The organism is Actinokineospora baliensis (assembly GCF_016907695.1).
GTDB lineage: Bacteria > Actinomycetota > Actinomycetes > Mycobacteriales > Pseudonocardiaceae > Actinokineospora > Actinokineospora baliensis.
Map to the genome: position 1 here is coordinate 5,775,986 of NZ_JAFBCK010000001.1, position 24,026 is coordinate 5,800,011.

The 24,026-nt window shown below is 70.5% G+C and carries 25 protein-coding genes; 13 read left to right on the forward strand and 12 right to left on the reverse strand.

The window, feature by feature from the left end; translation table 11 throughout:
- Nucleotide 1 precedes the first annotated feature (1 nt).
- The 9 genes from JOD54_RS25725 (at nucleotide 2) to JOD54_RS25765 (ending at nucleotide 8,404) form a co-directional block, all read left to right on the forward strand.
- Nucleotides 2–874, forward strand: coding sequence for an ABC transporter permease (locus JOD54_RS25725; RefSeq protein WP_204453980.1), 873 nt, complete (start codon nucleotides 2–4; stop codon nucleotides 872–874).
- A complete protein-coding gene (locus JOD54_RS25730; protein ID WP_204453982.1) occupies nucleotides 871–1,722 on the forward strand; it encodes an ABC transporter ATP-binding protein in 852 nt (283 codons plus the stop codon). The genes JOD54_RS25725 and JOD54_RS25730 overlap by 4 nt, the downstream gene beginning before the upstream one ends.
- A complete protein-coding gene (locus tag JOD54_RS25735) occupies nucleotides 1,719–2,537 on the forward strand; it encodes an ABC transporter ATP-binding protein (RefSeq protein ID WP_204453984.1) in 819 nt (272 codons plus the stop codon). The genes JOD54_RS25730 and JOD54_RS25735 overlap by 4 nt, the downstream gene beginning before the upstream one ends.
- 14 nt (nucleotides 2,538–2,551) lie before the next feature.
- Nucleotides 2,552–3,886, forward strand: coding sequence for an NtaA/DmoA family FMN-dependent monooxygenase (locus JOD54_RS25740; RefSeq protein ID WP_204453986.1), 1,335 nt, complete (start codon nucleotides 2,552–2,554; stop codon nucleotides 3,884–3,886).
- The gene (locus JOD54_RS25745) at nucleotides 3,886–5,577 is read left to right on the forward strand and encodes an FAD-dependent monooxygenase (RefSeq protein ID WP_204453988.1); all 1,692 of its coding nucleotides are present in this window, start codon (nucleotides 3,886–3,888) and stop codon (nucleotides 5,575–5,577) included. Before JOD54_RS25740 ends, JOD54_RS25745 begins: the two co-directional genes overlap by 1 nt.
- Nucleotides 5,574–5,774, forward strand: a complete 201-nt coding sequence (locus JOD54_RS25750) for a hypothetical protein (protein ID WP_204453991.1) — start codon at nucleotides 5,574–5,576, stop codon at nucleotides 5,772–5,774. The genes JOD54_RS25745 and JOD54_RS25750 overlap by 4 nt, the downstream gene beginning before the upstream one ends.
- Nucleotides 5,771–6,784: an LLM class flavin-dependent oxidoreductase gene (locus tag JOD54_RS25755; RefSeq protein ID WP_204453993.1), complete on the forward strand. Its 1,014-nt coding sequence runs from the start codon at nucleotides 5,771–5,773 to the stop codon at nucleotides 6,782–6,784. The genes JOD54_RS25750 and JOD54_RS25755 overlap by 4 nt, the downstream gene beginning before the upstream one ends.
- A 1-nt stretch (nucleotide 6,785) precedes the next feature.
- Nucleotides 6,786–7,535: an alpha/beta hydrolase gene (locus JOD54_RS25760; RefSeq protein ID WP_204453995.1), complete on the forward strand. Its 750-nt coding sequence runs from the start codon at nucleotides 6,786–6,788 to the stop codon at nucleotides 7,533–7,535.
- A gap of 221 nt (nucleotides 7,536–7,756) precedes the next feature.
- Nucleotides 7,757–8,404 (forward strand): S1 family peptidase, encoded by a 648-nt coding sequence (locus JOD54_RS25765; protein ID WP_204453998.1) that lies wholly within the window; start codon nucleotides 7,757–7,759, stop codon nucleotides 8,402–8,404.
- A gap of 39 nt (nucleotides 8,405–8,443) precedes the next feature.
- Here JOD54_RS25765 and JOD54_RS25770 read toward each other — a convergent pair whose 3' ends face one another.
- Nucleotides 8,444–9,322 carry an XRE family transcriptional regulator gene (locus JOD54_RS25770; RefSeq protein ID WP_204454000.1) on the reverse strand — a complete coding sequence of 293 codons (879 nt, stop codon included), beginning with the start codon at nucleotides 9,320–9,322 and terminating at the stop codon, nucleotides 8,444–8,446.
- A gap of 131 nt (nucleotides 9,323–9,453) precedes the next feature.
- Between JOD54_RS25770 and JOD54_RS25775 the strand changes: the two genes are divergently transcribed.
- Both JOD54_RS25775 and JOD54_RS25780 read left to right on the forward strand, forming a co-directional pair.
- Entirely contained in the window at nucleotides 9,454–11,073 is a 1,620-nt protein-coding gene (locus tag JOD54_RS25775; RefSeq protein WP_204454002.1) for a hypothetical protein, read from the forward strand.
- Nucleotides 11,054–11,680: a hypothetical protein gene (locus JOD54_RS25780; RefSeq protein ID WP_204454004.1), complete on the forward strand. Its 627-nt coding sequence runs from the start codon at nucleotides 11,054–11,056 to the stop codon at nucleotides 11,678–11,680. Before JOD54_RS25775 ends, JOD54_RS25780 begins: the two co-directional genes overlap by 20 nt.
- 3 nt (nucleotides 11,681–11,683) lie before the next feature.
- On the opposite strand, the gene JOD54_RS25785 is transcribed toward JOD54_RS25780, so the two are convergent.
- Genes JOD54_RS25785 through JOD54_RS25810 form a run of 6 tightly spaced genes read right to left on the reverse strand, consistent with a single transcriptional unit; the run spans nucleotide 11,684 to nucleotide 18,108 of the window.
- Nucleotides 11,684–12,391: an ABC transporter ATP-binding protein gene (locus JOD54_RS25785; RefSeq protein WP_204454007.1), complete on the reverse strand. Its 708-nt coding sequence runs from the start codon at nucleotides 12,389–12,391 to the stop codon at nucleotides 11,684–11,686.
- The gene (locus JOD54_RS25790; RefSeq protein WP_204454009.1) at nucleotides 12,388–13,230 is read right to left on the reverse strand and encodes an ABC transporter ATP-binding protein; all 843 of its coding nucleotides are present in this window, start codon (nucleotides 13,228–13,230) and stop codon (nucleotides 12,388–12,390) included. The genes JOD54_RS25785 and JOD54_RS25790 overlap by 4 nt, the downstream gene beginning before the upstream one ends.
- Complete coding sequence (locus JOD54_RS25795; protein WP_204454011.1) at nucleotides 13,227–15,047, reverse strand: ABC transporter permease; 1,821 nt, start codon at nucleotides 15,045–15,047, stop codon at nucleotides 13,227–13,229. Before JOD54_RS25795 ends, JOD54_RS25790 begins: the two co-directional genes overlap by 4 nt.
- Complete coding sequence (locus JOD54_RS25800; RefSeq protein ID WP_204454013.1) at nucleotides 15,048–16,208, reverse strand: ABC transporter substrate-binding protein; 1,161 nt, start codon at nucleotides 16,206–16,208, stop codon at nucleotides 15,048–15,050.
- Complete coding sequence (locus tag JOD54_RS25805; protein ID WP_204454016.1) at nucleotides 16,205–16,744, reverse strand: OsmC family protein; 540 nt, start codon at nucleotides 16,742–16,744, stop codon at nucleotides 16,205–16,207. The genes JOD54_RS25800 and JOD54_RS25805 overlap by 4 nt, the downstream gene beginning before the upstream one ends.
- A 14-nt stretch (nucleotides 16,745–16,758) precedes the next feature.
- Nucleotides 16,759–18,108, reverse strand: coding sequence for an aminotransferase class I/II-fold pyridoxal phosphate-dependent enzyme (locus JOD54_RS25810; protein WP_204454018.1), 1,350 nt, complete (start codon nucleotides 18,106–18,108; stop codon nucleotides 16,759–16,761).
- Between the two features lie 183 nt (nucleotides 18,109–18,291).
- On the opposite strand from JOD54_RS25810, the gene JOD54_RS25815 reads away from it, so the two are divergent.
- Complete coding sequence (locus JOD54_RS25815; protein ID WP_307860274.1) at nucleotides 18,292–19,545, forward strand: MFS transporter; 1,254 nt, start codon at nucleotides 18,292–18,294, stop codon at nucleotides 19,543–19,545.
- Here JOD54_RS25815 and JOD54_RS35790 read toward each other — a convergent pair.
- Nucleotides 19,505–20,299 (reverse strand): protein NO VEIN domain-containing protein, encoded by a 795-nt coding sequence (locus tag JOD54_RS35790; RefSeq protein WP_204454020.1) that lies wholly within the window; start codon nucleotides 20,297–20,299, stop codon nucleotides 19,505–19,507. The two genes, JOD54_RS25815 and JOD54_RS35790, sit on opposite strands and share 41 nt — an antisense overlap.
- Nucleotides 20,300–20,318: 19 nt before the next feature.
- Complete coding sequence (locus tag JOD54_RS25825; protein ID WP_204454022.1) at nucleotides 20,319–20,897, reverse strand: CGNR zinc finger domain-containing protein; 579 nt, start codon at nucleotides 20,895–20,897, stop codon at nucleotides 20,319–20,321.
- 71 nt (nucleotides 20,898–20,968) lie between these two features.
- Between JOD54_RS25825 and JOD54_RS25830 the strand changes: the two genes are divergently transcribed.
- On the forward strand, nucleotides 20,969–21,694 hold the full coding sequence (locus JOD54_RS25830) for a class I SAM-dependent methyltransferase (RefSeq protein WP_204454025.1): 726 nt from the start codon (nucleotides 20,969–20,971) through the stop codon (nucleotides 21,692–21,694).
- A gap of 15 nt (nucleotides 21,695–21,709) precedes the next feature.
- On the opposite strand, the gene JOD54_RS25835 is transcribed toward JOD54_RS25830, so the two are convergent.
- From JOD54_RS25835 to JOD54_RS25845, 3 genes are all read right to left on the reverse strand, one after another.
- Entirely contained in the window at nucleotides 21,710–22,681 is a 972-nt protein-coding gene (locus JOD54_RS25835; protein ID WP_204454027.1) for an NAD(P)-dependent alcohol dehydrogenase, read from the reverse strand.
- A 131-nt stretch (nucleotides 22,682–22,812) separates the two neighbouring features.
- Entirely contained in the window at nucleotides 22,813–23,271 is a 459-nt protein-coding gene (locus tag JOD54_RS25840) for a hypothetical protein (protein ID WP_204454029.1), read from the reverse strand.
- Nucleotides 23,272–23,376: 105 nt separating this feature from the next.
- On the reverse strand, nucleotides 23,377–24,024 hold the full coding sequence (locus tag JOD54_RS25845) for a maleylpyruvate isomerase N-terminal domain-containing protein (RefSeq protein ID WP_204454031.1): 648 nt from the start codon (nucleotides 24,022–24,024) through the stop codon (nucleotides 23,377–23,379).
- Nucleotides 24,025–24,026: the final 2 nt, after the last annotated feature.

The window sequence follows — 24,026 nt, forward strand, 5'->3', positions numbered from 1 at the left end:
CGTGGTCCGCCGTGTGCTGTCCCTCGTGTCCGGCCGGATCTCGGTAGGGATCCTGCTCGCGATCGCGCTGCTGGCCGTCTTCGGCCCGCTGCTCGCCCCGCAGGACCCGCTGGCCACCAGCGACAACACCCTCGCCGGGACGTCGGCCGCGCACTGGCTGGGCACCGACTACCTGGGCCGCGACGTGTTCAGCAGGCTGCTGGACGGGTCGCGGGTGAGCGTGGTCGGCGCTCTGGAGGTCACCCTGGTGGCACTGGTCGTCGGCGCCATCCCGGGGATCCTGTCGGTGTACCTCGGGCGGGTGTTCGAGTGGTTGACCCTGCGGGTGGCCGACACCCTCATCGCGTTGCCGTTCCTGCTGTTCGCGGTGGCCGTGACGGCGCTGCTCGGCAACGGGATCACGCAGGCGATGCTGGTGACCGGGGTGCTCGTCTCACCGCTGTTCTACCGGGTGTCGCGGGCGGCGACGCTGGCGGTGGCGCGGTCGCAGTACGTCGAGGCGGCGCTGATCTCCGGCGCCTCGCTCGGGTGGGTCGTGCGCAGGCACGTGTGGGCGAAGGTGCTGCCGCCGATCGCGGTCGCGCTCGCCCAGACGCTCGGCGTCGGGTTCATCATCGTCTCCAGCCTGTCGTTCCTGGGCATCGGCGTGCAGCCACCGGAGCCGACCTGGGGCGGGCTGCTGGCCTCCGACCTCGGCTACCTCGACTACCGGCCGTCCGCGCCGTTCGTGCCAGCGCTGCTGATCATGGCGACGGTGTGGGCCAGCAACCTGCTCGCCGACGCCATCCGCGACGTCTCCGGCGAGGCGGGACGCGCCCTCGTCAACTCCCGCAAGGCAAAGGCCAACCAGCTCGCCGCCGGAGGTACACCATGACCACGCTCACCGAGACCCCCGTCCGGCCCACCACCACCGATCCCGTACTGGCGGTGCGCGATGTGCGGATCCGCGACCAGGTGAGCGGTCGCGAGATCGTCAAGGGGGTCAGCTTCTCGCTCACCCCGGGCAAGGTCGTCGGCATCGTCGGCGAGTCCGGCAGCGGCAAGACGCTGACCTGCCGGGCGGTGCTGGGCATCCTGCCGGAGCACATCGAGGTCGCCGGCGGCGCCATCCACGTCGCGGGCGAGGACGTCGCGGCGCTGTCCCCGGCGGGCCTGACGGCGCTGCGCGGCTCGACGATCAGCGCGGTGTTCCAGGACCCGGCGTCCTACCTGAACCCGTCGATCAAAGTCGGGCCGCAGATCGCCGAGGTCGTGCGGGTGAAGAAGGGGCTCGGGCGCCGCGCGGCCAAGCGGCGGGCGATCGAGCTGATCGCCGCTGTGCACCTGCGCGACCCGGAGCTGGTCTACGGCCAGTACGCCCACGAGCTCTCCGGCGGGATGCTGCAGCGGGTGCTGATCGCCACCGCGATCGCGGCCGATCCCCGGGTGCTCATCGCCGACGAGGCCACCACCGCGCTGGACGTGACCGTGCAGGCGGAGATCCTCGACCTGTTGGCCGACCTGCGCGACACCGCAGGCCTGGCACTGGTGGTCGTCTCGCACGACTTGGCCGTGGTCGCGCAGCTGTGCGACGAGGTTCTGGTGATGCGCGAGGGCGAGGTCGTCGAACAGGGCCCGACCGAACGTGTGCTCTACCACCCCCAGCACGACTACACCCGGCTGCTCATCGACGAACACGAGCAATATGGGTTGGACAGATTCCTCGCGCGGGAGGGATCATGACGGTCATGGAGGTCAGCGGCCTCAGTGTCCACTATGGACGTCGAGGGCAACACCGCCAAGCACTCTCCGGCGCCTCCCTGTCGGTCGCCAGGGGCGAGGTCGTCGGGTTGATCGGGGAAACCGGCTCCGGCAAGTCCACCCTCGCGCGCGCCGTGCTCGGGCTGGTGCGGCCGTCGGCGGGCCGGGTGGTCATCGACGGCGAGGACGTCACCGGGTACGGCAACCGGCAGTGGCGGTCGCTGCGGCGCCGGGGCGTGGTCCAGTACGTGTTCCAGGACCCGTTGCGCAGCCTGGACCCCGATCTGCCCATTGTGGACTCGGTGGTGGAACCGCTGCTGGTCAAGGGGATCAGCCGCGAGGAAGCCGTCGTCAAGGCAAGGGAGTACCTGGTCAAGGTCCGCCTGACCGAGGACCTGCTCCCCCGGCTGCCCAGCGAGCTCTCCGGCGGGCAGCGGCAACGCGTCGCCGTCGCCAGGGCGCTGATCACCGAACCGAAGCTGGTGATCCTCGACGAACCGGTGAGCGCGCTCGACGCCGCGAACCGGGTGCAGGTCCTGGAACTGCTCAAGGACCTGCGCGCCGAGGGCATCGCGCTCGTGTTCATCTCCCACGACCTCGGCTCCGTCGCCGGGATCGCCGACCGGATCGCCGTGCTCTACCAGGGCGAACTGGTCGAGGTCGGCACCGCCCGCGACATCATCGCGGCACCGGAGCACCCGTACACCCGCCTGCTCATCAGCTCCGCGCCCACGCTGCGCACCGCCTCCGCCGGTCGTGCGCAGCGGGCGGCACTGCGCGCGCTGCTCACCGCGTGAAAGGAAGACCCAAGATGACCCGCAAGATCCACCTCGCGCTGCACCCCTACGGGGTGGGCGGTCCCGGCCACCACGGCCTGTGGAAGGACCCCAGCATCGCGAAGAACGCCAGCATCGACATCAACTACTACATCCAGCAGGCCCAGGCGGCCGAGTGGGCGCTGTTCGACGCGCTGTTCATCGTGGACAGCCAGTTCATCAACCACACCTACCCCTCGCACTACCTCAACCGGCTGGAACCGCTGACCCTGCTGTCGGCGGTGGCCACCCACACCAAGTACATCGGCCTGGTCGGCACCGCGAGCTCCACCTACAACTCGCCGTTCAACCTCGCCCGCCGGTTCGGGTCGCTCGACCACATCAGCGGCGGCCGCGCCGGGTGGAACGTGGTCACCAGCTTCGACACCGGGACCAGCCGCAACTACGGACTGGAGGAGCACCTCGACTACGCGACCCGCTACGGCCGCGCGCTGGAGGCGGTCCAGGTCATCCGGGGCCTGTGGGACTCCTACGAGGACGACGCATTCCCCGCCGACGTCGAGGCCAACGTGTTCCTCGACCCGACGAAGCTGCACGCGCTCAACCACGTCGGCGAACACTTCCGCGTCGACGGGCCGTTGAACCTGTCCCGGTCGCCGCAGGGCCAGCCGGTGATCTTCCAGGCCGGGGTGTCCGAGGAGGGCCGCAACCTCGCCGCGCAGGTCGCCGAGGGCATCTACGCGCCGGGCGGGTCCATTGAGGACGCTCAGGCGTACTACGCCGACATCAAGCGCCGCACCGCCGAGGCAGGGCGCGACCCCGACCACATCAAGATCTTCATCCACGGCGGTCCCATCGTCGGCGGTACCGACGAGGCGGCGCGGCGGCGCGAGCGGGAGATCGTGGCCGAGGACAACGACTTCGACCGCAACGTCGGCCTACTCGGCCGGGCGTTCGGCGCGCACGACTTCAGCCAGTACGACCCGGACGCGCCCTTCCCCGACGTGGCGCACCTGGCCGAGCGCGGCGGGCGGACCGGGGCGGCGCGGATCATCGCCAGGGCCGAGGCGGGCGGGTTGACGCTGCGCCAGGTCGTGGAGACGTTCAACGAGCACCGAAAGTCGCCGTTCGTCGGCGCGCCAGCCACCGTCGCCGACGCCATCGAGCACTGGTTCGCCGCGGGCACCTTCGACGGCATCAACCTGGCTTTCCGCAACAACGACGACCTGGCCGCGTTCGTCGACGGGGTCGTGCCGCTGCTGCAGGCGCGCGGCCTGTACCGCACCGAGTACGAGGCGGACACGCTGCGCGGCAACCTCGGCCTGCCGATCCCGGCCAACCGGCACACGCAGGCCCTGGTGGACGCCTGATGTCGGCCGACTCCCCCACCGGCGGGCGCGACGTGCACACCGTGCGCTTCCCGGTCGCCACACCGCCGGAGCGGGTCGACGTGCTGGTGGTCGGCGCGGGCCCGGTCGGACTCTCGGCGGCGCTCGAGTTGAGCGGTCGCGGTGTCGAGGTGGCCGTGGTCGACCGGGCCGAGGGCGCGACGCTGGTCCGCGCGGGTGCCATGGGGCACACGCCCCGCGTGGTCGAGCACTTCCGCCGCTGGGGCGTGCTGCAGTCGATCCGCGACGAGTGGACCTTCCCGCCCGAGTGGAACCGGGGCATCCGGCTGGTCACCTCGCTGGTGGGCCACGAACTGGTGCCCAACCGGCGCCCGGAGTTCACCGGCGCGTCCCGGCACTCGGCGGAAGAGGCGTTGCGCCGACCGCAAAGCGCGCTGCAGCAGGTGTTCCTGCGCCACCTCGCGCACCAGGGGGTGAGCGTGGCGGGCGGGGTACCGCTGACCGAACTGCGCCAAGACGCCGACGGTGTGGACGCGGTGGTCGGCGGTCGGCGGATCCGGGCGAAGTACGTGATCGGCGCGGACGGCGGCAGCAGCACCGTGCGGGCGCTCGCGGGCATCGCCCGCGAAGGGGAACGCGCCACGGAGAAGCGGTTGCGGCTGATCGTGCGCACCGGCGACATCTCGGAGCGGGTCGGCCCGGCACCCAGCGGCACCAACATCGTGTTCAACCAGCACGCGGACGGTTTCCTGGCGGCGGTCAGCACCCGCGAGTGGCGGGTGTACGCGGGACCATTCCCGCTGGACCACGAACCGTCGGAAGCGGAACTGCTGGCCACGGCCCAAGCGGCGTTCGGGTTCGACCTCGACCTGGAACTGCGGTCCGCGACCACCTTCTACCACGCGACCCGGATCGCCGAGACCTTCCGGGCCGGGCGGGTTCTGCTCGCGGGCGACGCCGCCCACGTGCGCACCCCCGGCGGGAACCTGGGTGAGGGCTTCGGCGATGTGGTCAACCTGGGCTGGAAACTCGCCGCCGTGCTGGCGGGTCAAGCCTCGGAGTCCATCTTGGACTCCTACGACCAGGAGCGGCGCAAGCACAACTGGCGCATCGCCGACCACGCACTCGACCGGTCGCGGCGCGGTCAAGCGACATTGGCTCGGGTAAGGGAAATCGGCGTCCCCGACGACACCGACAACAGTGCCGACGCCCAACGGCGCCGCTCCGAGATCGGCGCCCTCATCGCGGCGGGGCGCATCGGCGCGGACGGAGTCACCTTCGACGAGCGCTACGACGACTCCTCGGTGATCTGGTACGAAGACGGCCAACTAGCCGCCGAACCCCCCTGGCAACCAGACATCTACACCGACGACCCCCGCCCAGGCCACCGCGCACCCAACGGCCAAGTAGACCCCTACGGCGGCACCCTCTACGACAGGATCGGCAACGCCTTCGCCCTAATCGTGCTAACCGAAGACCGAACCGTCGAGCAAGCATTCGTGGCCCAAGCCGCCCTGCGGTCACTGCCCTTCACCGTCGTCCACCTGACCGACCCAGCGGCCCGGAACCTCTACGGGACCACCAACGTCCTCATCCGCCCCGACCAACACGTCGCCTGGCGAGGCACAGACCTGCCCGACGGCGGCGCGGCCGCGGTCCTCGACCGAACCCTGGGCGTACACGTCGCCGAGCTGGTCGGGAGCCCAGTATGACCATCAGACTCGCATTCCTGCCCCAAGTCCAGAGCCGGGGCCCCGCGGCACAAGCGGCCTGCCAACCGCAGCCGTTCAACACCACGATCCGCACCGACCAACACGTCGCCCGGCAGGACACGGCCCTGCCCAACCGCAGCACGGCCCTCGACCTCGTCCGGGGCGTGCGGGTCATCGGAGTCGGGAGCCCGGCATGAGTTTCCGACTCGGATTCCTGTCCCACGTCCAAGGCCGCGATCACGATGCCGCACGGACCTACCGCAATGCCCAGGAACTGTTCGTCGTCGCCGATGAGCTCGGGTTCGACGTCGGGTGGGTGGCTCAGCACCACGTTCCCGGCGGGGGCGGTGGGCTGCCGTCGCCGTGGCCGTTCTTGGCGCATGCGGCGGCCAACACCAAACGGATCCGGTTGGGCACGGCCATCACGATCTTGCCGTTGGAGGATCCGGTTCGGCTCGCGGAGGATGTGTCCGTTGTGGACACGCTCAGCGGTGGGCGGGTCGAGCTCGGTGTCGGCAGTGGCGGCAGCGACGTGGAGTACGCGGCGTTCGGTCGTGACGTCGAGCGCAGGCGTGAGTTGACGACCGAGAACCTGGCGGTGCTGCGCGCGGCCTTGGCCAACCAGGAGGTCGGCGCGCCCGGCTTCACCATCCAACCGCCCGCTGCCGACTTCACCGACCGGATCTGGCAGGGCGTGTTCAGCGGCCCTGGAGCCGAGTACGCGGCGGCGGCCGGGTCGAACCTGTTGCTCAACCGCGCCGCGTACGGCTACGACGAGCCCACCGACGAGGTCCAGCGGCCGTGGGCCGACGCGTACCTGGCCGCGTGGACAGCACCGCGAACGCCCCGCATCGGGTTGTCCCGGTTCGTCTTCCCCGCCAAGGACCGGCGCACCGCGCTGGAGCAGATCGGCGACGACGTGCACCGGGCCGCCCTGCGCTTCGGTGAGCGCGGCGGTTTCCCCGCGGGCCTCGGTGTCGAGGAGGCGCTGCGCCGGTTCCACTCGTTCTACGGGCACCCCGACGAGATCATCTCGGAGCTGCGCCAGGAACGGGTGCTGCCGGTGGCGACCGACCTGATCACGCAGTTCAACCCCGCCATCCCGGATCAGGACGCGGCGATCCGGGCCCTGGAACTCATCGCGACCGAGGTCGCCCCGGCCCTGGGCTGGAAGCCCGCGGCCGCACCCGAGCTGGAAGGAGTGTGAGGTGAGTCGGTACACCGACTTCCCAGGACCCGAGGGGCCGCGCACGCGCGGCACCGTCGTGGTCGTGCCCGGTCGAGGCGAGACCAGGGCGAGCTACTCGCGGCTCGGCGCGCGCCTGGCCGCCGAGGCTTACCGCGTGCGCGTGGTCGACGGCCCCCTGATCGACCCGGCCGATGTCGCCGGTTCGCTGGACCGCTTCGCCGCCGAGCTGGCCGACTCGTTGCCCGAGCTCGTCCGGCCGCTGGTGCTCCTCGGCGCCGACACGGGCGCGGCGGTGGTCGAGGCGCTGCTGGAGCGGCACGACACGACCGCTGCCTGGTGGCCGGAGGCCGCCGTGCTGGCCGGGCTCCCCGGGCACGGCGCCGCCGCCACGGGCAGCTGGGACGAGGAGTTGGACGTGCGGACGTCCTGCCCCGTGCACCGCAACGTGCTCAGCGGCGACTCGGGTGTCCAGCGCGGCGCTCTCGCAGAAGCGCTGCCCGAGGAGTTGACCGACCTCGCCTCGGGCGCTGCCGTGGAGGTCCCCCGGCTCGTGCTGGTCGGCGACGAGGACCCGCTGGCCGACCGCGCGGCGCTGGCCGCCGCGGTGAAGGCGTGGCCGAGGGCCCGGCTCTCGGTCGTGCGCGGCGCGCACCACGACGTGCTCAACGATCGCCAGCACCGCTCGGTCGCCGCGGAGGTGGTGAGCTTCCTGGAGCTGTTGGGCAACGAGCTGGTCCCGGTGATCTCGGTGGAGTCCAGCACCTGGTGATCAGCTCCGCCAAAGGCCGCGCTCCCTCGGGGGCGCGGCCTTTTACTTTATACGGATTGCCCCGGAAATGCGCTGGTCACCGATTCCCCCGGCCCAACTGTGCTTTTCCCAGTCTTGAGCGGCTGTTCTCGCCGTGCTTACAGTCGTTGGCACGCCCCGTTCCCGGGCGCGATTTCATCGAGTCACCCTGCGATTTCCACTCTGACTCCGAGGAGAATCCGTTGCGTGTCAAGAAGTTACTGCTCGGCGTGGTCGCCCTCGCGCTGACCGGTGCGGCGGTCCCGGCCGCCGCCCAGCCCGCGATCATCGGCGGCGGGTACGCCCAGACCGGCCCGTGGGCGGTCGCGATCATGGTCAACGGCCAGCAGAACTGCTCCGGGTCGATCATCGCCGCCCGGTGGGTGATCACCGCGAAGCACTGCGCCAACAGCGCGAACCGGTTCCACATCGGCAACATCGACCGCAACGCGGGTCAGCAGCGCACCGCGGTCCGGTCGATCTCGCACCCGTCGGCCGACATCATCCTGTACCAGCTCAACAGCCCGGTGACCACGACCTACGCGTCGCTGACCACCACCCAGCCGTCCACGGGCAGCTCCGAGCAGGTCTACGGGTTCGGGCGCACCGAGTCGGCGCGCGACTCGCGGTACCTCAAGGTCGCGACGATGCGGATCACCCGCGTCAGCAGCGGCTTCATCGATGCCACCCAGGGCAACGGCTACACCGGTCCCGGCGATTCCGGCGGTCCGGTGTTCCAGAACGGCAAGCTCATCGGTGTGCACTCCTACGGTGACACCAACGCGGGCACGTCCGGCCACGTGAACGTGTACACCTACCGCCAGTGGATCCTGTCGAACGCCACTGGCTGATCTCCAGCCCGGGGGGCGCCGCGGCGTCCCCCGGGCCGGTCACCAGTCCCAGTGCACGGCGTAGGTTCCGGGCTCGGCACCGGACACGGCGAACTGCGCGGTGTTGGCGTTGTCCAACCGCAACCCACCGCCGCGCGCGACCCCGGCACCGTCCACGATGCGCCACCGGCACCGGCTCGGCACCAACTCGGCGGCGAAGGCGACCTCCACGAAGTACTCCCGCACCGGGAACCGCAGCTTGCGCTCCGACCGCACCGACGGCGGCGCCCCGACCGGGTTGACCACCTCGTACTCGACCATGATCACCTCACCCCGGTCGAGCTCCCGGTCGAACACCAGCGACGCCACCAGGCACCCGGACTCCGGCAGGTACCGCGTCTCCCCCACCGCGCAGTGCCTCACCGGCCGAACCCACTGCCCAGTCGGATGCGGCCCGTCGAGCACCGACACCACTGGCAGCCGCGACACCCCCGACCGCGCCGCGCGGACCACCAACCGCACCACCATGGACACCTCGGCCCCGTCGGCCCCCATCCGCACCACGTCCTGGTGGCTCAGCCGCACCAAGAACTCGTCCTCCCCATCAACCTCCCCCAACAACGGCAACACCTGGGGCTCCCCCGGCCACACCACATCAGCTGCCACCCGCCGCTGCTGCCGCGGCCCCCTCAGCCGAGGCGGCCCCAACGCTGCCGCCAGGGTCCCCTCGGGAACGGAGAGCACCTCCTCCAGCAACACCACCGCGTGCAACGACCCCTGGCGCTCGGGCTTGCGCCTCCCGGACTGCCAGTGGCTCAACGTGGCCACACTGACCCGGCACCCGCGCTGCAGCAGGTGGTACCGGACGCGCTCCAACCCCAGCCCGCTGCGCTCGATCGCCGCCCGCAACACGTGGTGGAAGTCGCTACCCGAGATCACCCCGACACCCTGCCACCCGCTCCCACCTCGAACAATCCTCGCACCTGCCCGGCTGTAACGCGGCGGGTTCCCCCGGTGATGATGTTGGTGCCGGACCCACGCGGGTCACCTCGTCCAGCGGGAGCGATCGGATGCGCGACGAACGCTGCCTGGGCTGGTACAACCTGCAGGGCACGGCGTTCGTGTCGTTGGACGTGGTCCAGGACCCGACAACGCTGCTGACCGTGCTCAACCACGAGAAGACCCACTTCACCCTCGCGACCACGACGCCCTACGGCTTGCTCCAGCAGGCGATCGAGACGCACCTGCACCTCCCGTGGGACACGGAGGGGAACCCGCACCTGCCGATCTGCCGCACCCTCCTGTTCGACGCGAGTCGGCTCGTGCAGGAGGCGGCCGCCACGAGCTGCGGGTTGGCGGGACTGGAAGGTGAGCAGCTCAAGGCCGCCGAGAAGTCGCTCCCCGCCTTCTACCAGGAGGCCTACCGGATCTTCGAGGCCCTGCTCCCCCGGCGGGACATCGAGGCGCGCGTGCGGACCCAGGCGATACGGGCGGTCGCCGCACGGGCGTTGCAGACGGGCATCCTCCAGGACTGGCCCACCTTCGCGCTGCACAACCCCGGCATGCTCTACGACTACCTGTCGGATCCGGGGAACGCGCCGGACGGGCGTCTGCGGACCATCGTCGAAGCGTTCGCGGCATCCTCCCCCGACGCGGTCGTGGCCTGGGCTGGCCGCCACCTGCTGGTCGACGGGGACGCGCGGATCAGGCCTGCACTCCCCCCGCCGCTGGCCGGACTCGCTTTCGTCGACCTGCCCGCGGCGGACGCGCTCGAGCAGTGCGTGGCCGAGGCCATCCGCACGCTGTCCACGAGCGTCACCCGAGAGACCCTTCACGTGGCGCTCGGCGGATTCAGCGGGGTCGCGATCCGACCCGCCGTCACCGGATCCCGGCGCCTCCCCTTCGCCGAGGTGGACGCCGACTCGTGCCCCGGTGTGGACTTCATCCTGGTCGACAAGAACACCTTCGACGGCCCCGTCGAACTCCGCGGCGGCGACGGTGACATCACCACGCCCGCGCGCAGCTTCCGGATACTGGCCTACCGCCCGGACTCACGCGTCCCCGTGGAGTTCACCGGCCCGATCGACCGGCTCGCCTCAGCCCTGGACGCCGTTGACCCCGACCGGTCGGCGACCGTGTCCGTCGACGGCGGGCCGAGCCTGCTGCCCACGGACACCGACCGGGACGGCGCCGCGACACCGCTCGGCGACGTGATCACGGCCGAGCTGGACCGCTGGGCGAGCGGTCGCGTCGTGCTCGTGTGCACGCTGGGCAGTCTCGAAAGCTTGCTCGTCTGCCTGCGCCTGCTGACCAAGCGGTCTGACCAGGTGCTCAACCACGCGTTGCTGATGGGCGAGGAGTGGGGGCTCGTCCTCTTCCGCAGCGCCGACGGCAACGGACCGGTGATCGTCCACCCGACCCTGCTCGTCGAGTGGCAGTCGCACTTCCCCGTCATCAGCGCGGACCCGAAGATCATGTTCAACGTCCCGGCAGCGGACTTCTTCCCGGATCACCGCGATGTCCTGCCGGTGCTGAGGTTCGCGCGCGCGTTCGCGGGCGAAGCCCATGCACAGCACCGTTGGGACGAGTATTGGGTGATGGCCGCGAGCATGGTCTCGGGAGCAGAGCAGTACACCGTGACCTCACAGTTACACAGAAGCGGATACGAGCGTGAGCATCAAGAAGGTTGACCTGTCCGGCCTGCTCGACTACTGGGCCGAGCAACGGGAACGGTACAAGCCTGGCGCGTACGTGTTGGTGTTGTGCGGCAACGCCACGGAGTTGGACCGCGCCACAGCCGCGTTCGTTCGCGACAACCCCGCGATGCTCGACGACATGAGCGGGCCGTACACGTCGGTCACCCTCGTGGCGTGGCGTGCCGACGACCCGGCTGCCCCCGACACCCACGACGGGTTGAGCTACCTGCACACCCCGCACGCCGAGCGGTTGGGTGCCGCGAACGCCTACAGCCTGGCCAACTCGCTCCAACTCCCGCTCGACCGGTTCCCCCTCGTCCTCGTGTCGGCGGATCCGTGGGAGAAGGACCGGACTGCCGTCTTCTCCCTGCGGGACCTCCCCGACGGGGACGACAGCGAGCGCCTGGCGAAGTTCTTCGCCGCGCTGCTCACGGCGTGCACGGCGGCCACACCGCACCAGGCGGACAAAAGGCTGCGGCAGATCCGCAAGCACGTCGAGTCACACCTCAAGGACGGCAAGGGCGCACTGAACGCCATCTCGGAGAGCGGCATCCTCGCCCAGGTCATCGAAGGGCTCCTCAAAGGCCTTGGCGGCGGGTAGCCGTCACGCCCCGAGGTAGGCGGTGCGGATGGCGGGGTTGTCGATGAGGGAGGGGGCTGGACCGTCGAGGACCAGGTGGCCGGTGTTGAGGACGTAGCCGCGGTGGGCGATGGAGAGGGCCAGTTCGGCGTTCTGCTCCACCATGAGGACCGCCAGACCGCGGTCCCGGTTGAGGGCGGCGATCAGGTCGAGCACCCGGTCCACGAAGATCGGGGCCAGGCCCATGGTCGGCTCGTCCATGCAGATCAGGGTGGGTGCGCTCATCAGGGCCCGACCGAACGCCAGCATCTGCTGTTCGCCGCCGGACAGGGTGCCCGCGGGTTGGCGCTTGCGTTCGGCCAGCCGCGGGAACGCGTCGTAGACCGAGGCGAGTTCGGCGCGGACGCCGGTGCGGCGGGTGAAGGCGCCGGTCAAGAGGTTGTCCTCGACGGACATCTCGGGGAAGACCCGGCGGGCTTCCGGCACCGATGCCAGGCCTCGGCGGATGCGGGCGGCGGGAGTTGAGCGGGTCACCCGTTCACCCGCGAGCCGGATCTCGCCGGAGCGCGGGGTGATGAGGCCGAGGATCGTCTTCATCGTGGTCGACTTGCCCGAGGCGTTCCCGCCGAGCAGGCAGACGATCTCCCCCGGCTCGACGACCAGGCTGATCTCGTGCAGCGCCTGGGTTTGGCCGTAGAACACCGACACCGAGTCCAGTTCCAGCAGGCTCACGGGCGCACCGCCGTCCGGCGCTTGCCCAGGTACGCCTCGATGACCCGGGGATCGGCCCGCACCTGCTCCGGCGGGCCGGACGCGATCACCGAGCCCGCGTCGAGCACCAGCACCCGGTCCGAGAGCCGCATGACCAGGTCGATCTTGTGCTCCACCAGCAGCACGGTCTGCCCGGCGGCCTTGAGCTCGAGCAACTGCTCCAGCACCTCCCCGGTCTCAGCCGGGTTCATCCCGGCCGTCGGTTCGTCCAGCACCAGCAGCGCGGGCCCCGATGCCAACGCCCGGGCGATCTCGGTGCGCCGCCGGTTCGCGTACGACAGCGTGTGCGCGGGGACGTCGGCCCGCGGGGTCAGGCGGTCGCCGAAGCGCTCCAGCTGTTCGGATACCCGGGCTTGCCGGTCGGTGAGTTCGCGGCGGGTGGCGGGCGGGTCCACCAGCGCGACAGCCGTCTCGGCGAGCAGCGAGAGCCACCGCAGGACGGGCACGTTCCGCCACCGGGCCAGCGGCCTGGCGGCGACCAGCGTCGGGGTCAGTCCTATCAGGACGTTCTCCGCGACCGTCAGGTTGCCGAACACCCGCCCGTTCTGGAAGGTGCGCGACAGACCGGCCTGCGCCAACCGCTCCGGCCGCCAGCCCGTCACATCACGCCCTTGGAAGCGGACCTGACCGGCGTCGGGCCGCAGCACCCCGCTGACCAGGTTCAGCGCTGTCGTCTTGCCGGAGCCGTTCGGGCCGATGATGCTCACCACCTCCCCCGGCTCGACGGTGAACGACACCCCGTCGACCGCCCGCAGACCGGCGAAGGAGCGGCGCAGACCGCTGACCTCCAGGACCGTCATCGCGCCACCTTCCCCATCAGCCCCTGCGGGCGCAACAGCACGACCGCGAGAAGGAGCACCCCGTACGCCAGCATCCGGGTCTCCTGCAGCATCCGCAGCGCCTCGGGCAACCCGACCAGAACGATCGCGCCCACCACCGCGCCCAACGGCGAGTTGAGTCCGCCGAGCACCACGATCGTCAACGCCAGCAGTGACACCGAGATGCCGAACACGCTCGGATCGATGTAGCTGTACTGCTGGGCGAACAGCGCGCCGCCGATCCCCGCGACGAACCCCCCGATGCCGAACGCCAGCGACTTGTAGTCCGCCACGGCGATCCCGCTCGACCGCGCGGCGACCTCGTCCTCGCGCACGGCCGACCAGATCCTGCCCAATGTGGACCGTCGCAACCGGACAACCAGGAGCAGGACGACCAACAGGATCGTCAGGTCCAGGAAGTAGACCGCCAGTGGCGCGCTCACCGGAGCCCCGAACAGCGTGGGCGGCGGGATGGCCGCCACCCCGGACGGTCCGTTGGTCAGCCAGTCGAAGTTCACCGCGGCAGCCGCCACGAGCAGCCCGGTCGCAAGGGTCGCGATGGACACGTAGTGCCCGCGCAGCCGCCACGACGGCGACACCAGAACCACGCTCAACACCGCGGCCACAACACCGGCTATCGGCAGGCTCAGCCAGAAGTCGAGTCCGGTGGACGTCGTCAGCAGCGCCGAGGTGTAGGCGCCGATCGCCAGCGGCGCCGCCTGCCCCAAGGAGATCTGCCCGGCCTGGCCGGAGACCAGCGTCAACGACAGCGCCAGGATGGCGTACACGACCACCTGAACACCGATCTGCACGGTGTAGTCGTCCAACGCCACCGCGGGCACCACGTAAGCCGCCACCGCCGCGACAGCGACCTGCCACGGCCGCAGCTGGATGGTCCGCGCAGCACCGAAGAACGTGCCCGTCATGGGTTCCGCCGCCAGCGGCGCCCGCTTGCCGAACAGCCCGGAAGGCCGTACCCACAACACGATCAGCAACACGGCGAAGGTGATCAGCGTGCGGGCGTTGCCGCCCCACCACGACACCCCGAACGCCTCGACCACACCCAGCAGCAACCCTCCCGCGACCGCGCCGGGCAAACTGCCCAACCCGCCCAGCGTCGCCGCGGCGAAGGCCGACATGCCCACGGTCGACCCGACGGTCGGCGAGATGTTGTTCAGGTACATCCCGCCGAGCACGCCTGCGACGCCACCGAGCACCGAAGCGACAACAAACGCCAGGTTCTGCACGCGCGCCAACGGGATGCCCATCTGCGCCGCCGCGTCCCGGTCCTGGGCCACCGCGCGGATCGCCCGCCCGTAGCGACTGGACCGCAGGAACCAGCCCAGCAGCAACATCAACCCGACGGCCACCACCAGGATCGTGACGTCGAGCGTGCCGAAGCGCAGCCCACCGAGGCCGAGGTTGTCCGTGGCCAGCAAGGCGGGGAACCGCCGTGTTTCCGGGCCGAACACCAACTGGGCACCGTTGTCCACCACCACCGAGACCGCGAACGTCGACAGCAGCGCTGCGATCGGCGGCGCCTTCGCCAACGGGGTCACCGCGACCACGTTGATCACCAGCCCGAGCAGGCCGGTGACCACCGCGACCCCGAGGACGACCGCCCACAGCGGCCACCCGAGGTCGACGGCGAACCACCAGCCGGACATGGCGCCGACCGCGAACACCGAGGCGTGCGCGAAGTTGATGACGTTCGCCACGCCGAAGATCAGCGACAGCCCGAGCGCCAGCAGCGCGTACGAGCTGCCGTTGACCAGGCCCGCCAGGGCGGTGTCGAGCACCTACGCCCCCACGAGCGTGAAGGCGCCGCCCTTGACCACGAGGCGGGTTGACGGCGGGACCTTGACCCGGCGGTCCTCGCGGAAGGCGAACGGCCCGTAGAGCAGGCTCGGGATGTCCTTGCCCTCGGCCAGGGCCTTCCGCACGCCCTCACGGGTCCCGTCGCTCTGCCCGACAGCCCAGGCCAGGATCTTGAGCGCGTCGTAGGCGCCCGCGCCGAAGTCGTCGGGCTGCTTGCCGTACCGGTCCTGGTACTTCTTCACGAAGTCGCGCACCTCGGGCCGCGGGTCACCGGGGTGGAAGCGGACGATCACCTGCGCGCCCTCGGTCGCCTCGCCGCCGAGCGCGAGGTACTGCGGGGAGTACGCCGAACTGGGCAGCGCGATCTTGGTCTGCGTGAGGCCGACGTTCTTCGCCTGCTGCGTCAGCAATGCGGCGGCCTGGTAGTAGGCGATGAACACGAGCACGTCCGCGCCCGCGTCCCGGCCCTTGATCAAGCTGGGCCGGAAGTCGGCTCCGTCGGCCTGCACGGCCTCGCTGTGCACGATCTGGAAGCCCGCCTTCTTCGCGTGCTCCTCGTAGAGCTTCCAGGTCGTCTTGCCCCAGTCGGTGTTGATGTAGTACACCGCGTGCTTCTTGCCCAGCGAGTTCGCGAGCTCGGCGAGCTCGGGCGCGTGGTCCTGCTGTGTGGTCGAGGTGCTCCACATGTACTCGCCGCCCTTGGTGAAGTCCGGGTGGGAGTTGGTGAAGCCGAACTGCACCAGGTGCGCCTTCTCGTACACCGGCGAGGCGGCCATCGACGCGGGGCTGGCGAAGTCACCGAGCTCGGCGAGGACGCGGCTGTCACCGGCGAACTTCTGCGCCACCGGGACCGACTGCTTCTGGTCGGACTGCGTGTCCTCCCAGAGCAGCTCGACCTTGCGGCCCTTGACCCCGCCCGCGCCGTTGATCTCGTCGAGGGCCAGGTCGAAACCGGTCCGCCAGATCTTGCCGTACTCGGCCGAGGATCCCGACAGCGGCGCCGAAACGCCGAAAAAGATCGGCCCCTCAGCTGGGGCGGCAGCGGCCGTCGTCTGCTCGCCGGAGAGCCTGCCGCAACTGGCGAGCACGGCGGTGGCGCCCGCCCCGGCCGCGGCGACGAACAACCCACGTCTGCTGATCATGCTCTTTCCTCACTGTCTTCTGGCACCCGGACAACGGATCCGGTGATGGTCTGCGGGTTGGTCAACAGGGACAGGATCGGGCAGGCCCGCTCCACCGAGGCGAACAGCGCGTCGAGCTCGGCGTCGGTGGCGGGTGATCCGATGTGGACGGTGTAGCTGATGCCCTGCGGCGACGGCGGGACGTCCTCGAAGCCGGGGGTGCCCGCCTTCGGGTCGATGGTGGCGGTGACCTCGACCTCGATGGAGTCCAGGACGACCTCGGTTGCCGCCGCCTGGATCAGGAAGATGTGCGTGACGCAGCTGCCGAGCACGCCCAGCTGCAGCTCCGGGGAGCTGGGTCCGAGGTCGTAGCCCGCGTAGTCCGGCGCGCTGTCGCTGAGCACCTGGTGGTCGCGGATCCGGATGCGGCGCACCCCGCTGCGCCCCTCGGCGGTGACCCTGGCGGTCGGGGTGAGGACGTCCGCCGTGGCGATCGTGTCCTGTTTGGACAGCCAGGCGCGGCGCTTCTGGACGAGGTAGTCCCGCAGTGAGCTCATGGTTCCTCCGTGGGTCAGTCGAACTCGTCGCGCGGGGCCGTGGCCGCCGCGCGGGCGACGAGGTCGGCGAGCTCCGCGATGCGCGCCGGGTCGTCGGGCAGGTGGCTGGTGGCGATCCGGATGTGGTGTTCGGCGGGCGGGTCGATGTAGCAGCGGCTGCCCGCCGCGACCGACACCCCGAACCCGGCCAGCGCGACCATGGCCCTGGTCTCATCGGGGACCGGCACCCACAGCACGAGCCCATCTCGAGCACGCACGTCGACCCCGCGGTCGCGCAGCGCCTCCGCGAGGGTGGTGCGGCGGTGGGCGTAGCGTTCCCTCGCCTGCCGCAGCAGGACGCCGGTCGCGGGGTCGTTGATGAGGTACGCCTGCGCGTCCTGCAGGATCCGACTCGCCCATACCAGGCCGAAGCCACGCTTGTGCCGCACCTGCTCCACCAGGTGCTGGGCGCCCGCGACCACGCAGCTGCGCAGTTCGAGGCCGTACGCCTTGCAGTAGGAGCGAACCAGCAGCAACCGCTCCGGCAGATGCGCACCGATGCTGGCGACCGGCGCGGAAGCCAGCGGCCCGAGGTTGTCATCCTCCACGATGGACATACCGGGTCGCCCCTCGAGGACGTCGGCGAGCTCGGCGGCGCGGGTGGCGGAAACGGTGTGCCCGAAGGGGATGTGGGCGCGCGGCTGGTACACGAACGCCACGGGGTCGTGCTCCAGCGCCTCCGCGAGAGCGGCCGGGATCGGCCCTTCGTCGTCGCACCGCACACCGATCAACCGGATCCCGGACCGGCGCAACGTGTCCAGCACCCGCGGCGCGGTCGGCTCCTCCACGGCGACCAGCTCACCCGGCCCCGCGACGGCCTGGCAGGCCAACAACGTTCCCTCGTACCCACCCGCGACGACCGTCCACGCCTCAGGGGTGAACGGCCACGTCGTCGCCACCGCACCGCGCAGCCGCGGGGTGATGTAGTCGTGCTCGAACCCGTTGAGCCGCTCGGTCCGCACCCCGGCCGCCACCGCGTCTTCCAAGGGCGGCAACAGAACCGGGTCGGGCAACCCCTGTTCGAGGTCGATCGCCGCCCACCCGGGGAAGCAGTCCCGCCGCCGGGAGTCCGGCGGCGCGAGCGTCGTGGTACCCCGCCTGCGATCGGTGTCGATCAGCTGTTCAGCCCGCAACCGCCCCCACGAGTCAGCCACCGTCGCCGGGCTCACGGCGAGTTCACCGGCCAACGCCCGCACGGTCGGCAACCTCGTCCCTGGCGGCAACTCGCCGTCCCTGATCAGTTCCCCGACAGCCACCGCGATCCCCTTGGCCGTCCGGTCCCGGATTCGCCCCACGAGCCAGTGCACCGGTGTGGTGTGGCTCATCCCTGGGCTCCCCGGTGATCACTGTGTGCGGACAAACACGAACCGTAGCCGGCCCCCACCCCCGGTCAAGGCCGTTTCACCTGGTGGCCGAACTGAACAAAAACCGCACAAACCGGCACATCCGACGGCTGGAGTCCACACTGGTCCCACTCAGCGACCCGGCCACCCGGGCACCATGGGTGGGTGAAGATCATCAGGGGGTTGTTCCGGGACCACGACTTCCGGCGGTTCTGGCTGGCGGACACGCTCAGCCAGGTCGGCACCAGGGTCAGCGCGTTGGCGCTGCCGCTGCTCGCGGTGCTGGTGCTGGACGCGTCGGCGTTCGAGGTGTCCTTGCTCAAAACGCTGCAGACCGTGGCGTTCCTGCTGGTGGGGCTGCAGGTCGGGGCGTGGTGCGACCGGTGGCGGTGCCGCCCGGTGATGGTGGTGGCCGACCTGGGCCGGGCGGTGGCGCTCGGCTCGATCCCGCTGGCGGCCGTGTTCGGCGTCCTGACCATGGCGCACCTGTTCGCGGCCGTGTTCACCGCCGGGGTGTTCACCGTGTTCTTCGACGTGGCGCACCAGTCCTACCTGCCGCGGTTGGTGGACAAGGAGCACCTGGTCGAGGGCAACGCGAAACTGCGCGCCAGCATGTCCGCCGCGGCGATCGCGGCACCGGGGCTGGCGGGCGGGCTCGTGCAGTGGGTCGGCGCGCCGGTGGCCGTGTTGCTGGACGCGCTGAGCTACCTGTGGTCGGCGATCTGGCTCCGGTCGATCAAGCGGGTGGAACCACCGCCGCCCCCGGGCCGCACCATGCGCGCGGACATCGCGGAGGGCCTGCGGTTCGTCCTGCGGCACCCGGTCCTGCGCGCCACCAGCGCCGCGAACGCGACCCTGGGCCTGTTCCAGTCCGCCCACCTGGCCATCGTCGTGGTCTTCCTGGTCCGCGACGTCGGCCTGTCAGCCGGGCTGATCGGCCTGCTCAGCACCCTGGGCGTCGTCGGCGCCCTCGCGGCGGCCCTGGTCGCCCGCAAGGCCGCGGACCGGATCGGAGCCGCCCGCCTGCTCTGGATCTCCGCCGTGGCCAACGGCTGCTTCCAACTCCTGTTCCCCCTGACCGGCCCCGGCTGGCGCCTCACGTTCTATCTGGTAGCCCTCTTCGGCACCGCCGTCGCCATCACCCTCTACACGGTCATGCACGCCAGCGTGCAACAAGCCCTCTGCCCCACTCCCCTGCTGGGCCGGATGAACGCCACCTCCAACTTCCTCTTCTGGGGCGCCGCCGCCCTCGGCAGCACCCTGGCAGGCATCACCGCCACCCTCCTCGGCCTCCGCCCCACCCTCTGGCTAGCCGCCACCGGCGTCCTCCTCTCCGCCACCTGGCTCGTCCTCTCCCCCCTCCGCACCCTCCGCGCCATCACCCCTCCGGAGTCCGATACCGAAACGCCATCGGCCTGAGCCGGTCGTCCCGCACCTCCCAGGGGTGGAAGACCTTCCGGGTACCGCCACTCGCCCGCGGCTCGTCACCGGTGCGGTCGAGGTGGATGCCGTGGACGACGATCAGCATGGTGTGCGGGTAGTTCTCCCTCATCAGGTCGACCTCGTTCTTGGTGAGGATGACCTCGGCCCCGTCTGTCGTGGTGCCCTTGACCTCGACGTAGAGGTGTTCGCCGGGACGGGTCGCGTCGATGTCGTAGGAGCAAGTCGCACCCACGTCCTCGACGACCCAGCCAAGGGTCGTGAGGTACTCGGAAGCCAGGTCCATCGCGTGACGTTCGACGACGACCTTCTCCGGCTGGGGCAGACCACGGCCGGTCCGGCGGGTGCGGCCCGCGGCACGCTCGGTCTCGACCATGGCGTCCGCCAGTTCTGGCGTCATGTCGTCAGCGAGAATCACGTGGACCGGCGTGGCGGTGAAGGAGGTGCCGGGCGGGGTCGCGAGGACCGCGCCGACGAAGGTGCTGCGGTGCTTGAGGACCTTGGGTTCGATCCGGACCGAGCGGTGGGCGAACAGCAGGTCAAGACCGCGTTGCACATCCTCGACCGGCACGAAGGTGCCCTTCGGTGACGAATCCGTGCCGACCAGCACGCGGTCCCCGCGCAACGCCAGAACGGTGTTCGTCAGCCCGGTGGACGTCCGGACCGTCTTCCCCACCAGTCCGCTCAACAGCGTGGCGGCGTCGGGCACGGGTAAGTCGTCGTTGTTGCGCACCTGGCAAGGTTCGCACGCCTTACGCGGTGGAACGGGCGCGATAGGCGGCCGTTTTGACGCGGTTCTGGCAGGGGGTGGAGCAGAAGCGGCGGGTGCCGTTGTGGGAGGTGTCTATGTAGACCCGGTCGCAGTGGGGGGCGGTGCAGAGGCCTAGGCGGGTGGCGGCGGGGCTGCCGATCACCACGGAGAGGGCCGCGGCGCAGGTTCCGGCCCATTGGCCCGCGAGACCGCCCACGGTGCCGAGTTGGTGGATGTGCCAGGTGGGGTCGTCGTCGTGGCGGAGGAGGATTGGGCGGACTTCGTGTTCGGCCATGGCCTCGTTGACCAACCGCACGGCGTCTTCCAGGCCACCGGAGGCGACCGCGGTGAAGACGCCGCGCAAGGTGGTCGCGGCCTCGACCAGGCCCTGGGCAGTGGCGGAGGTGACCACGCCGAGGTCAGCGGCGCCCGCCGATCGCAGCGCCTCGGTGACCGCCTCGCGCAGCGCGAGCCCGCTGAGCGGCTCGTACACCCGCCCGCGTGCCTCGCCGGGCGTCGCCGCGTTCACCAGGAGGGCGGCAGCTCGGACCGTGCCGTCATCGTGACTGTCGAATCTCACTTGACCAGTGACACCCCTTCGGCGAGAGTGGTGACTGTCATCGTAGACCACAGCAGTCACGGAGGTACTCGGTGCGCGAACACGCCCAGTCTTGGATCGCCCGCTGGGACGCCCAGCAGCAGTTCTACGTCCCCCACCGCGAAGCCCTGTTCAGCACCATCATCACCGCCGTCCAGGAGATCACCGGCAAGCCGGACCCGGTAGTGGTCGACCTGGGCTGCGGCCCCGGCTCCCTGTCCGTCCGCCTGCGCGACCGCATCCCCGGCGCCAAGGTCGTCGGCATCGACACCAACCCGCTGCTGCTCGCCCTGGCCCAGGCCGCCCACCCCGAGACCCCCGGGCTCCGCTTCGTCTCCGCGGACCTCAGCGAACCCGGCTGGTCCGACGTCCTCGACGGCCCCGTGGACGCGGCGGTCAGCACCACCGCCCTGCACTGGCTCCCCGAACCGCGCCTGCACGCCGCCTACGCCGAACTGCACGCCAAACTGGCCCCCGGCGCGATCCTCCTCGACGGCGACCACCTCACCGCCGAGGACACCGCGCCCACCCTCGCCCGCGTCCACCGGGCCCTCGGCCGCTCCACCACCACCCCCGACGACACCTGGGAGCAGTGGTGGGACGCCATCGCCAAGGACCCCACCTTCGGCCACCACGTCGTCCCCCGCGCGGGCCACGACCCGCACACCGAGACCCAAGCCCTCTCCACCCACGTCAAAGCCCTGACCTCAGCGGGCTTCACCGAGATCGACACCATCTGGCAACACGGCGACAGCCGCGTCCTCGCCGCCATCCGCTGACGACGCGCGGCCGCCTCAGGCCGGGGAGCCCACCGTGATCACCACGTTGCCGCGCTTGTGGCCGGTGTCGACGTGCCGGTACGCGTCGGCGATCTGGTCCAGTGGGTAGGTGCGGTCGATGACGACGCGCAGGGTGCCGGACTCGAGGAGGTCCTTGATGACCGGCAGTGTGCCGTTCTTGTTCACCGACATGCCGATCACCACCTTCGGGCCGCCGCGCACCATCGTCCACAGTGCCCAGAAGTTGTTGTCGAAACCCGTTGTGGGGACGTACTTCCCGCCCGGCCGAAGCGCGCGGCGGGACTTCGGGAAGGAACTCTTGGCCACCGCGTCGAAGATGACGTCGTAGCGGCCGTGGTCGGCGGTGAAGTCCCGTTCGGTGTAGTCGATCACCTCGTCGGCGCCGAGGGACTTCACCAGCTCGACGTTGTTCGGCCCGCACACCCCCACCACCTCCGCGCCGAGGTGCTTGGCCAACTGGACCGCGTACGTACCAATACTTCCCGACGCGCCGTTGATGAGCACCCGCTGCCCAGGTCGCACCCCAACCTTGTCCCGCAGGAAGAACAGCGCCGTCGTGGCACCGTCCACAGCGGCCGCCGCCTGCTCGAAGCTCAGCCCGACCGGCTTGGGCGCCAGCGATCCGGTCGCGGGCATCCGCAGGTATTCGGCGTGCCCACCGACCGCGAACCCGGTGAACCCGAACACCTCGTCCCCAGGCGCGAACCGCTGAACCCCCGCCCCCACCGCCTCAACCACCCCGGCGACCTCCAACCCCAGCGTCCGCAACCTCTTGCGCGGCCTGCGGAACCCCAGGATCACCCGCCCCCACACCGGCTTCCCCTGCCGCATATTGCACTCGGCCGACGTCACCGTCGTCGCCAACACCTTGATCAACACGTCGTTGACCCCCGGCACCGGGACCGGCACCTCAACGACCCCGACAACCCCAGGCGGCCCGAACCGTTCGTGCACAGCGGCTTTCATGGCCAGGAACGTACCGACCCGAACCCCCGCCGACCTCGGTGTCCAGCGGAGTTCAGGGACAAAGCAGGGTGATCACCTAGGTGGATCCCCCGAGCGGGAGCGCGCAGCGGGAAGCCGCGCGCTCCCAAGGGTTATCGCGGGATGGTGATGAACAGCATCGACAGGAACGGGGCGCCGCGGTGTTCGGCGCGGGGGAAGACGACCTTGGCGATGCCCTGGCAGGTTGAGTTGGGGTAGAGCAGGGCGATGCGGTTGGTGTCGTTGACCGCGCTCGTGGCCGGTGCGCCGTTGTTCGTGGTGACGCACTGGCGGTCGGGGATGGCGTTGACCCGGTGGGTTCCGGTGGCGCTGGTGTACCGGAACGCGGGGTCGTCCACCTTGGCGCGCGTGTTCTCGGCGCAGCCGGTGCCGGTGCCCTCGGGCAGGCTGGTTCTGTGGGTGGTGACCCATCCCGAGCGGTCACACGACTCGCGGGTGTTGGTGATCTCGCCGGACATCGGGCCGTCCTCAGCCGCGGCCGCGGGTGCGACGATCCCGGTCGCGGTGGCTGCCAGTGCCGCGCCGACGAGGGCGCGCGATAGGCGGTTCATGGGATGTTCCTCCTCTGGTTCCGCTACCTGTTCGGACACCAGAGGAGTTGCACGACACGCCGAACATCGACCAACTCCTACCCGATCGTGTAGCCGACCGGCGGCTCAGCCGAGGACCAGCGGGAGCCGCGCGGCGAGGTCACCCAGCGCGGCTTTCTCCTGGTCGGTAGCGGCCCGACGCCCCGTGCCGACGAGCAGCGCGTCCTTGTCCGACATCGAAGCGGGCAAGGGGACGCCCGCGATCCGCTCCAGTGCCAACCGGGCGGGCATCAAGGCTGGCGGGTCCACGGACGAAGGCAGGTGGGCGGTCAGGTCGAGGTGGTGCAGGGTCCACTCGAGCACGTACGCGGCCAGGTAGTCGTTGACCGTCAGCACTTCACCGCGGGTGCTGACGAGATCGGTGCGGTCGGCGAACTCGGCGGCGCGGCCCGCGGCGGAGCCGATGTCGTCGAGGTGGAACTTGAGCAGTGCGGGGTCGCCGTACGCCGCCGCGAGCCTGGGGATCAACGCGTCGAGCGGGTCGTCGCCGGTCGGTGGGTCGACCAGGCGCCAGTAGCTGGTCGCGTCCACGGTCGGTTCGGTCTCGGCCGGGGTGACCAGGGTGATCAGGACGTCCTGCGCGTCGAGGACCAGATGACACACCAGGTCACGCACCAGCCAGCCGCGACACCCGGACGGGCGGGCGAAGTCCTCATCCGAGAGGTCGGCGACTGCTTTGCGCAACGCTGTCCACGACAATGCGAAGAGAGCCACAA

Bases quoted from the DNA above. Each gene is read 5' to 3' on its own strand.
- JOD54_RS25730 (WP_204453982.1), top strand. From the start codon at position 871: ATGACCACGCTCACCGAGACCCCCGTCCGGCCCACCACCACCGATCCC.
- JOD54_RS25735 (WP_204453984.1), top strand. From the start codon at position 1,719: ATGACGGTCATGGAGGTCAGCGGCCTCAGTGTCCACTATGGACGTCGA.
- JOD54_RS25740 (WP_204453986.1), top strand. From the start codon at position 2,552: ATGACCCGCAAGATCCACCTCGCGCTGCACCCCTACGGGGTGGGCGGT.
- JOD54_RS25745 (WP_204453988.1), top strand. From the start codon at position 3,886: ATGTCGGCCGACTCCCCCACCGGCGGGCGCGACGTGCACACCGTGCGC.
- JOD54_RS25750 (WP_204453991.1), top strand. From the start codon at position 5,574: ATGACCATCAGACTCGCATTCCTGCCCCAAGTCCAGAGCCGGGGCCCC.
- JOD54_RS25755 (WP_204453993.1), top strand. From the start codon at position 5,771: ATGAGTTTCCGACTCGGATTCCTGTCCCACGTCCAAGGCCGCGATCAC.
- JOD54_RS25775 (WP_204454002.1), top strand. From the start codon at position 9,454: ATGCGCGACGAACGCTGCCTGGGCTGGTACAACCTGCAGGGCACGGCG.
- JOD54_RS25790 (WP_204454009.1), bottom strand. From the start codon at position 13,230: ATGACGGTCCTGGAGGTCAGCGGTCTGCGCCGCTCCTTCGCCGGTCTG.
- JOD54_RS25800 (WP_204454013.1), bottom strand. From the start codon at position 16,208: ATGATCAGCAGACGTGGGTTGTTCGTCGCCGCGGCCGGGGCGGGCGCC.
- JOD54_RS25805 (WP_204454016.1), bottom strand. From the start codon at position 16,744: ATGAGCTCACTGCGGGACTACCTCGTCCAGAAGCGCCGCGCCTGGCTG.
- JOD54_RS25810 (WP_204454018.1), bottom strand. From the start codon at position 18,108: ATGAGCCACACCACACCGGTGCACTGGCTCGTGGGGCGAATCCGGGAC.
- JOD54_RS25835 (WP_204454027.1), bottom strand. From the start codon at position 22,681: ATGAAAGCCGCTGTGCACGAACGGTTCGGGCCGCCTGGGGTTGTCGGG.
- JOD54_RS25840 (WP_204454029.1), bottom strand. From the start codon at position 23,271: ATGAACCGCCTATCGCGCGCCCTCGTCGGCGCGGCACTGGCAGCCACC.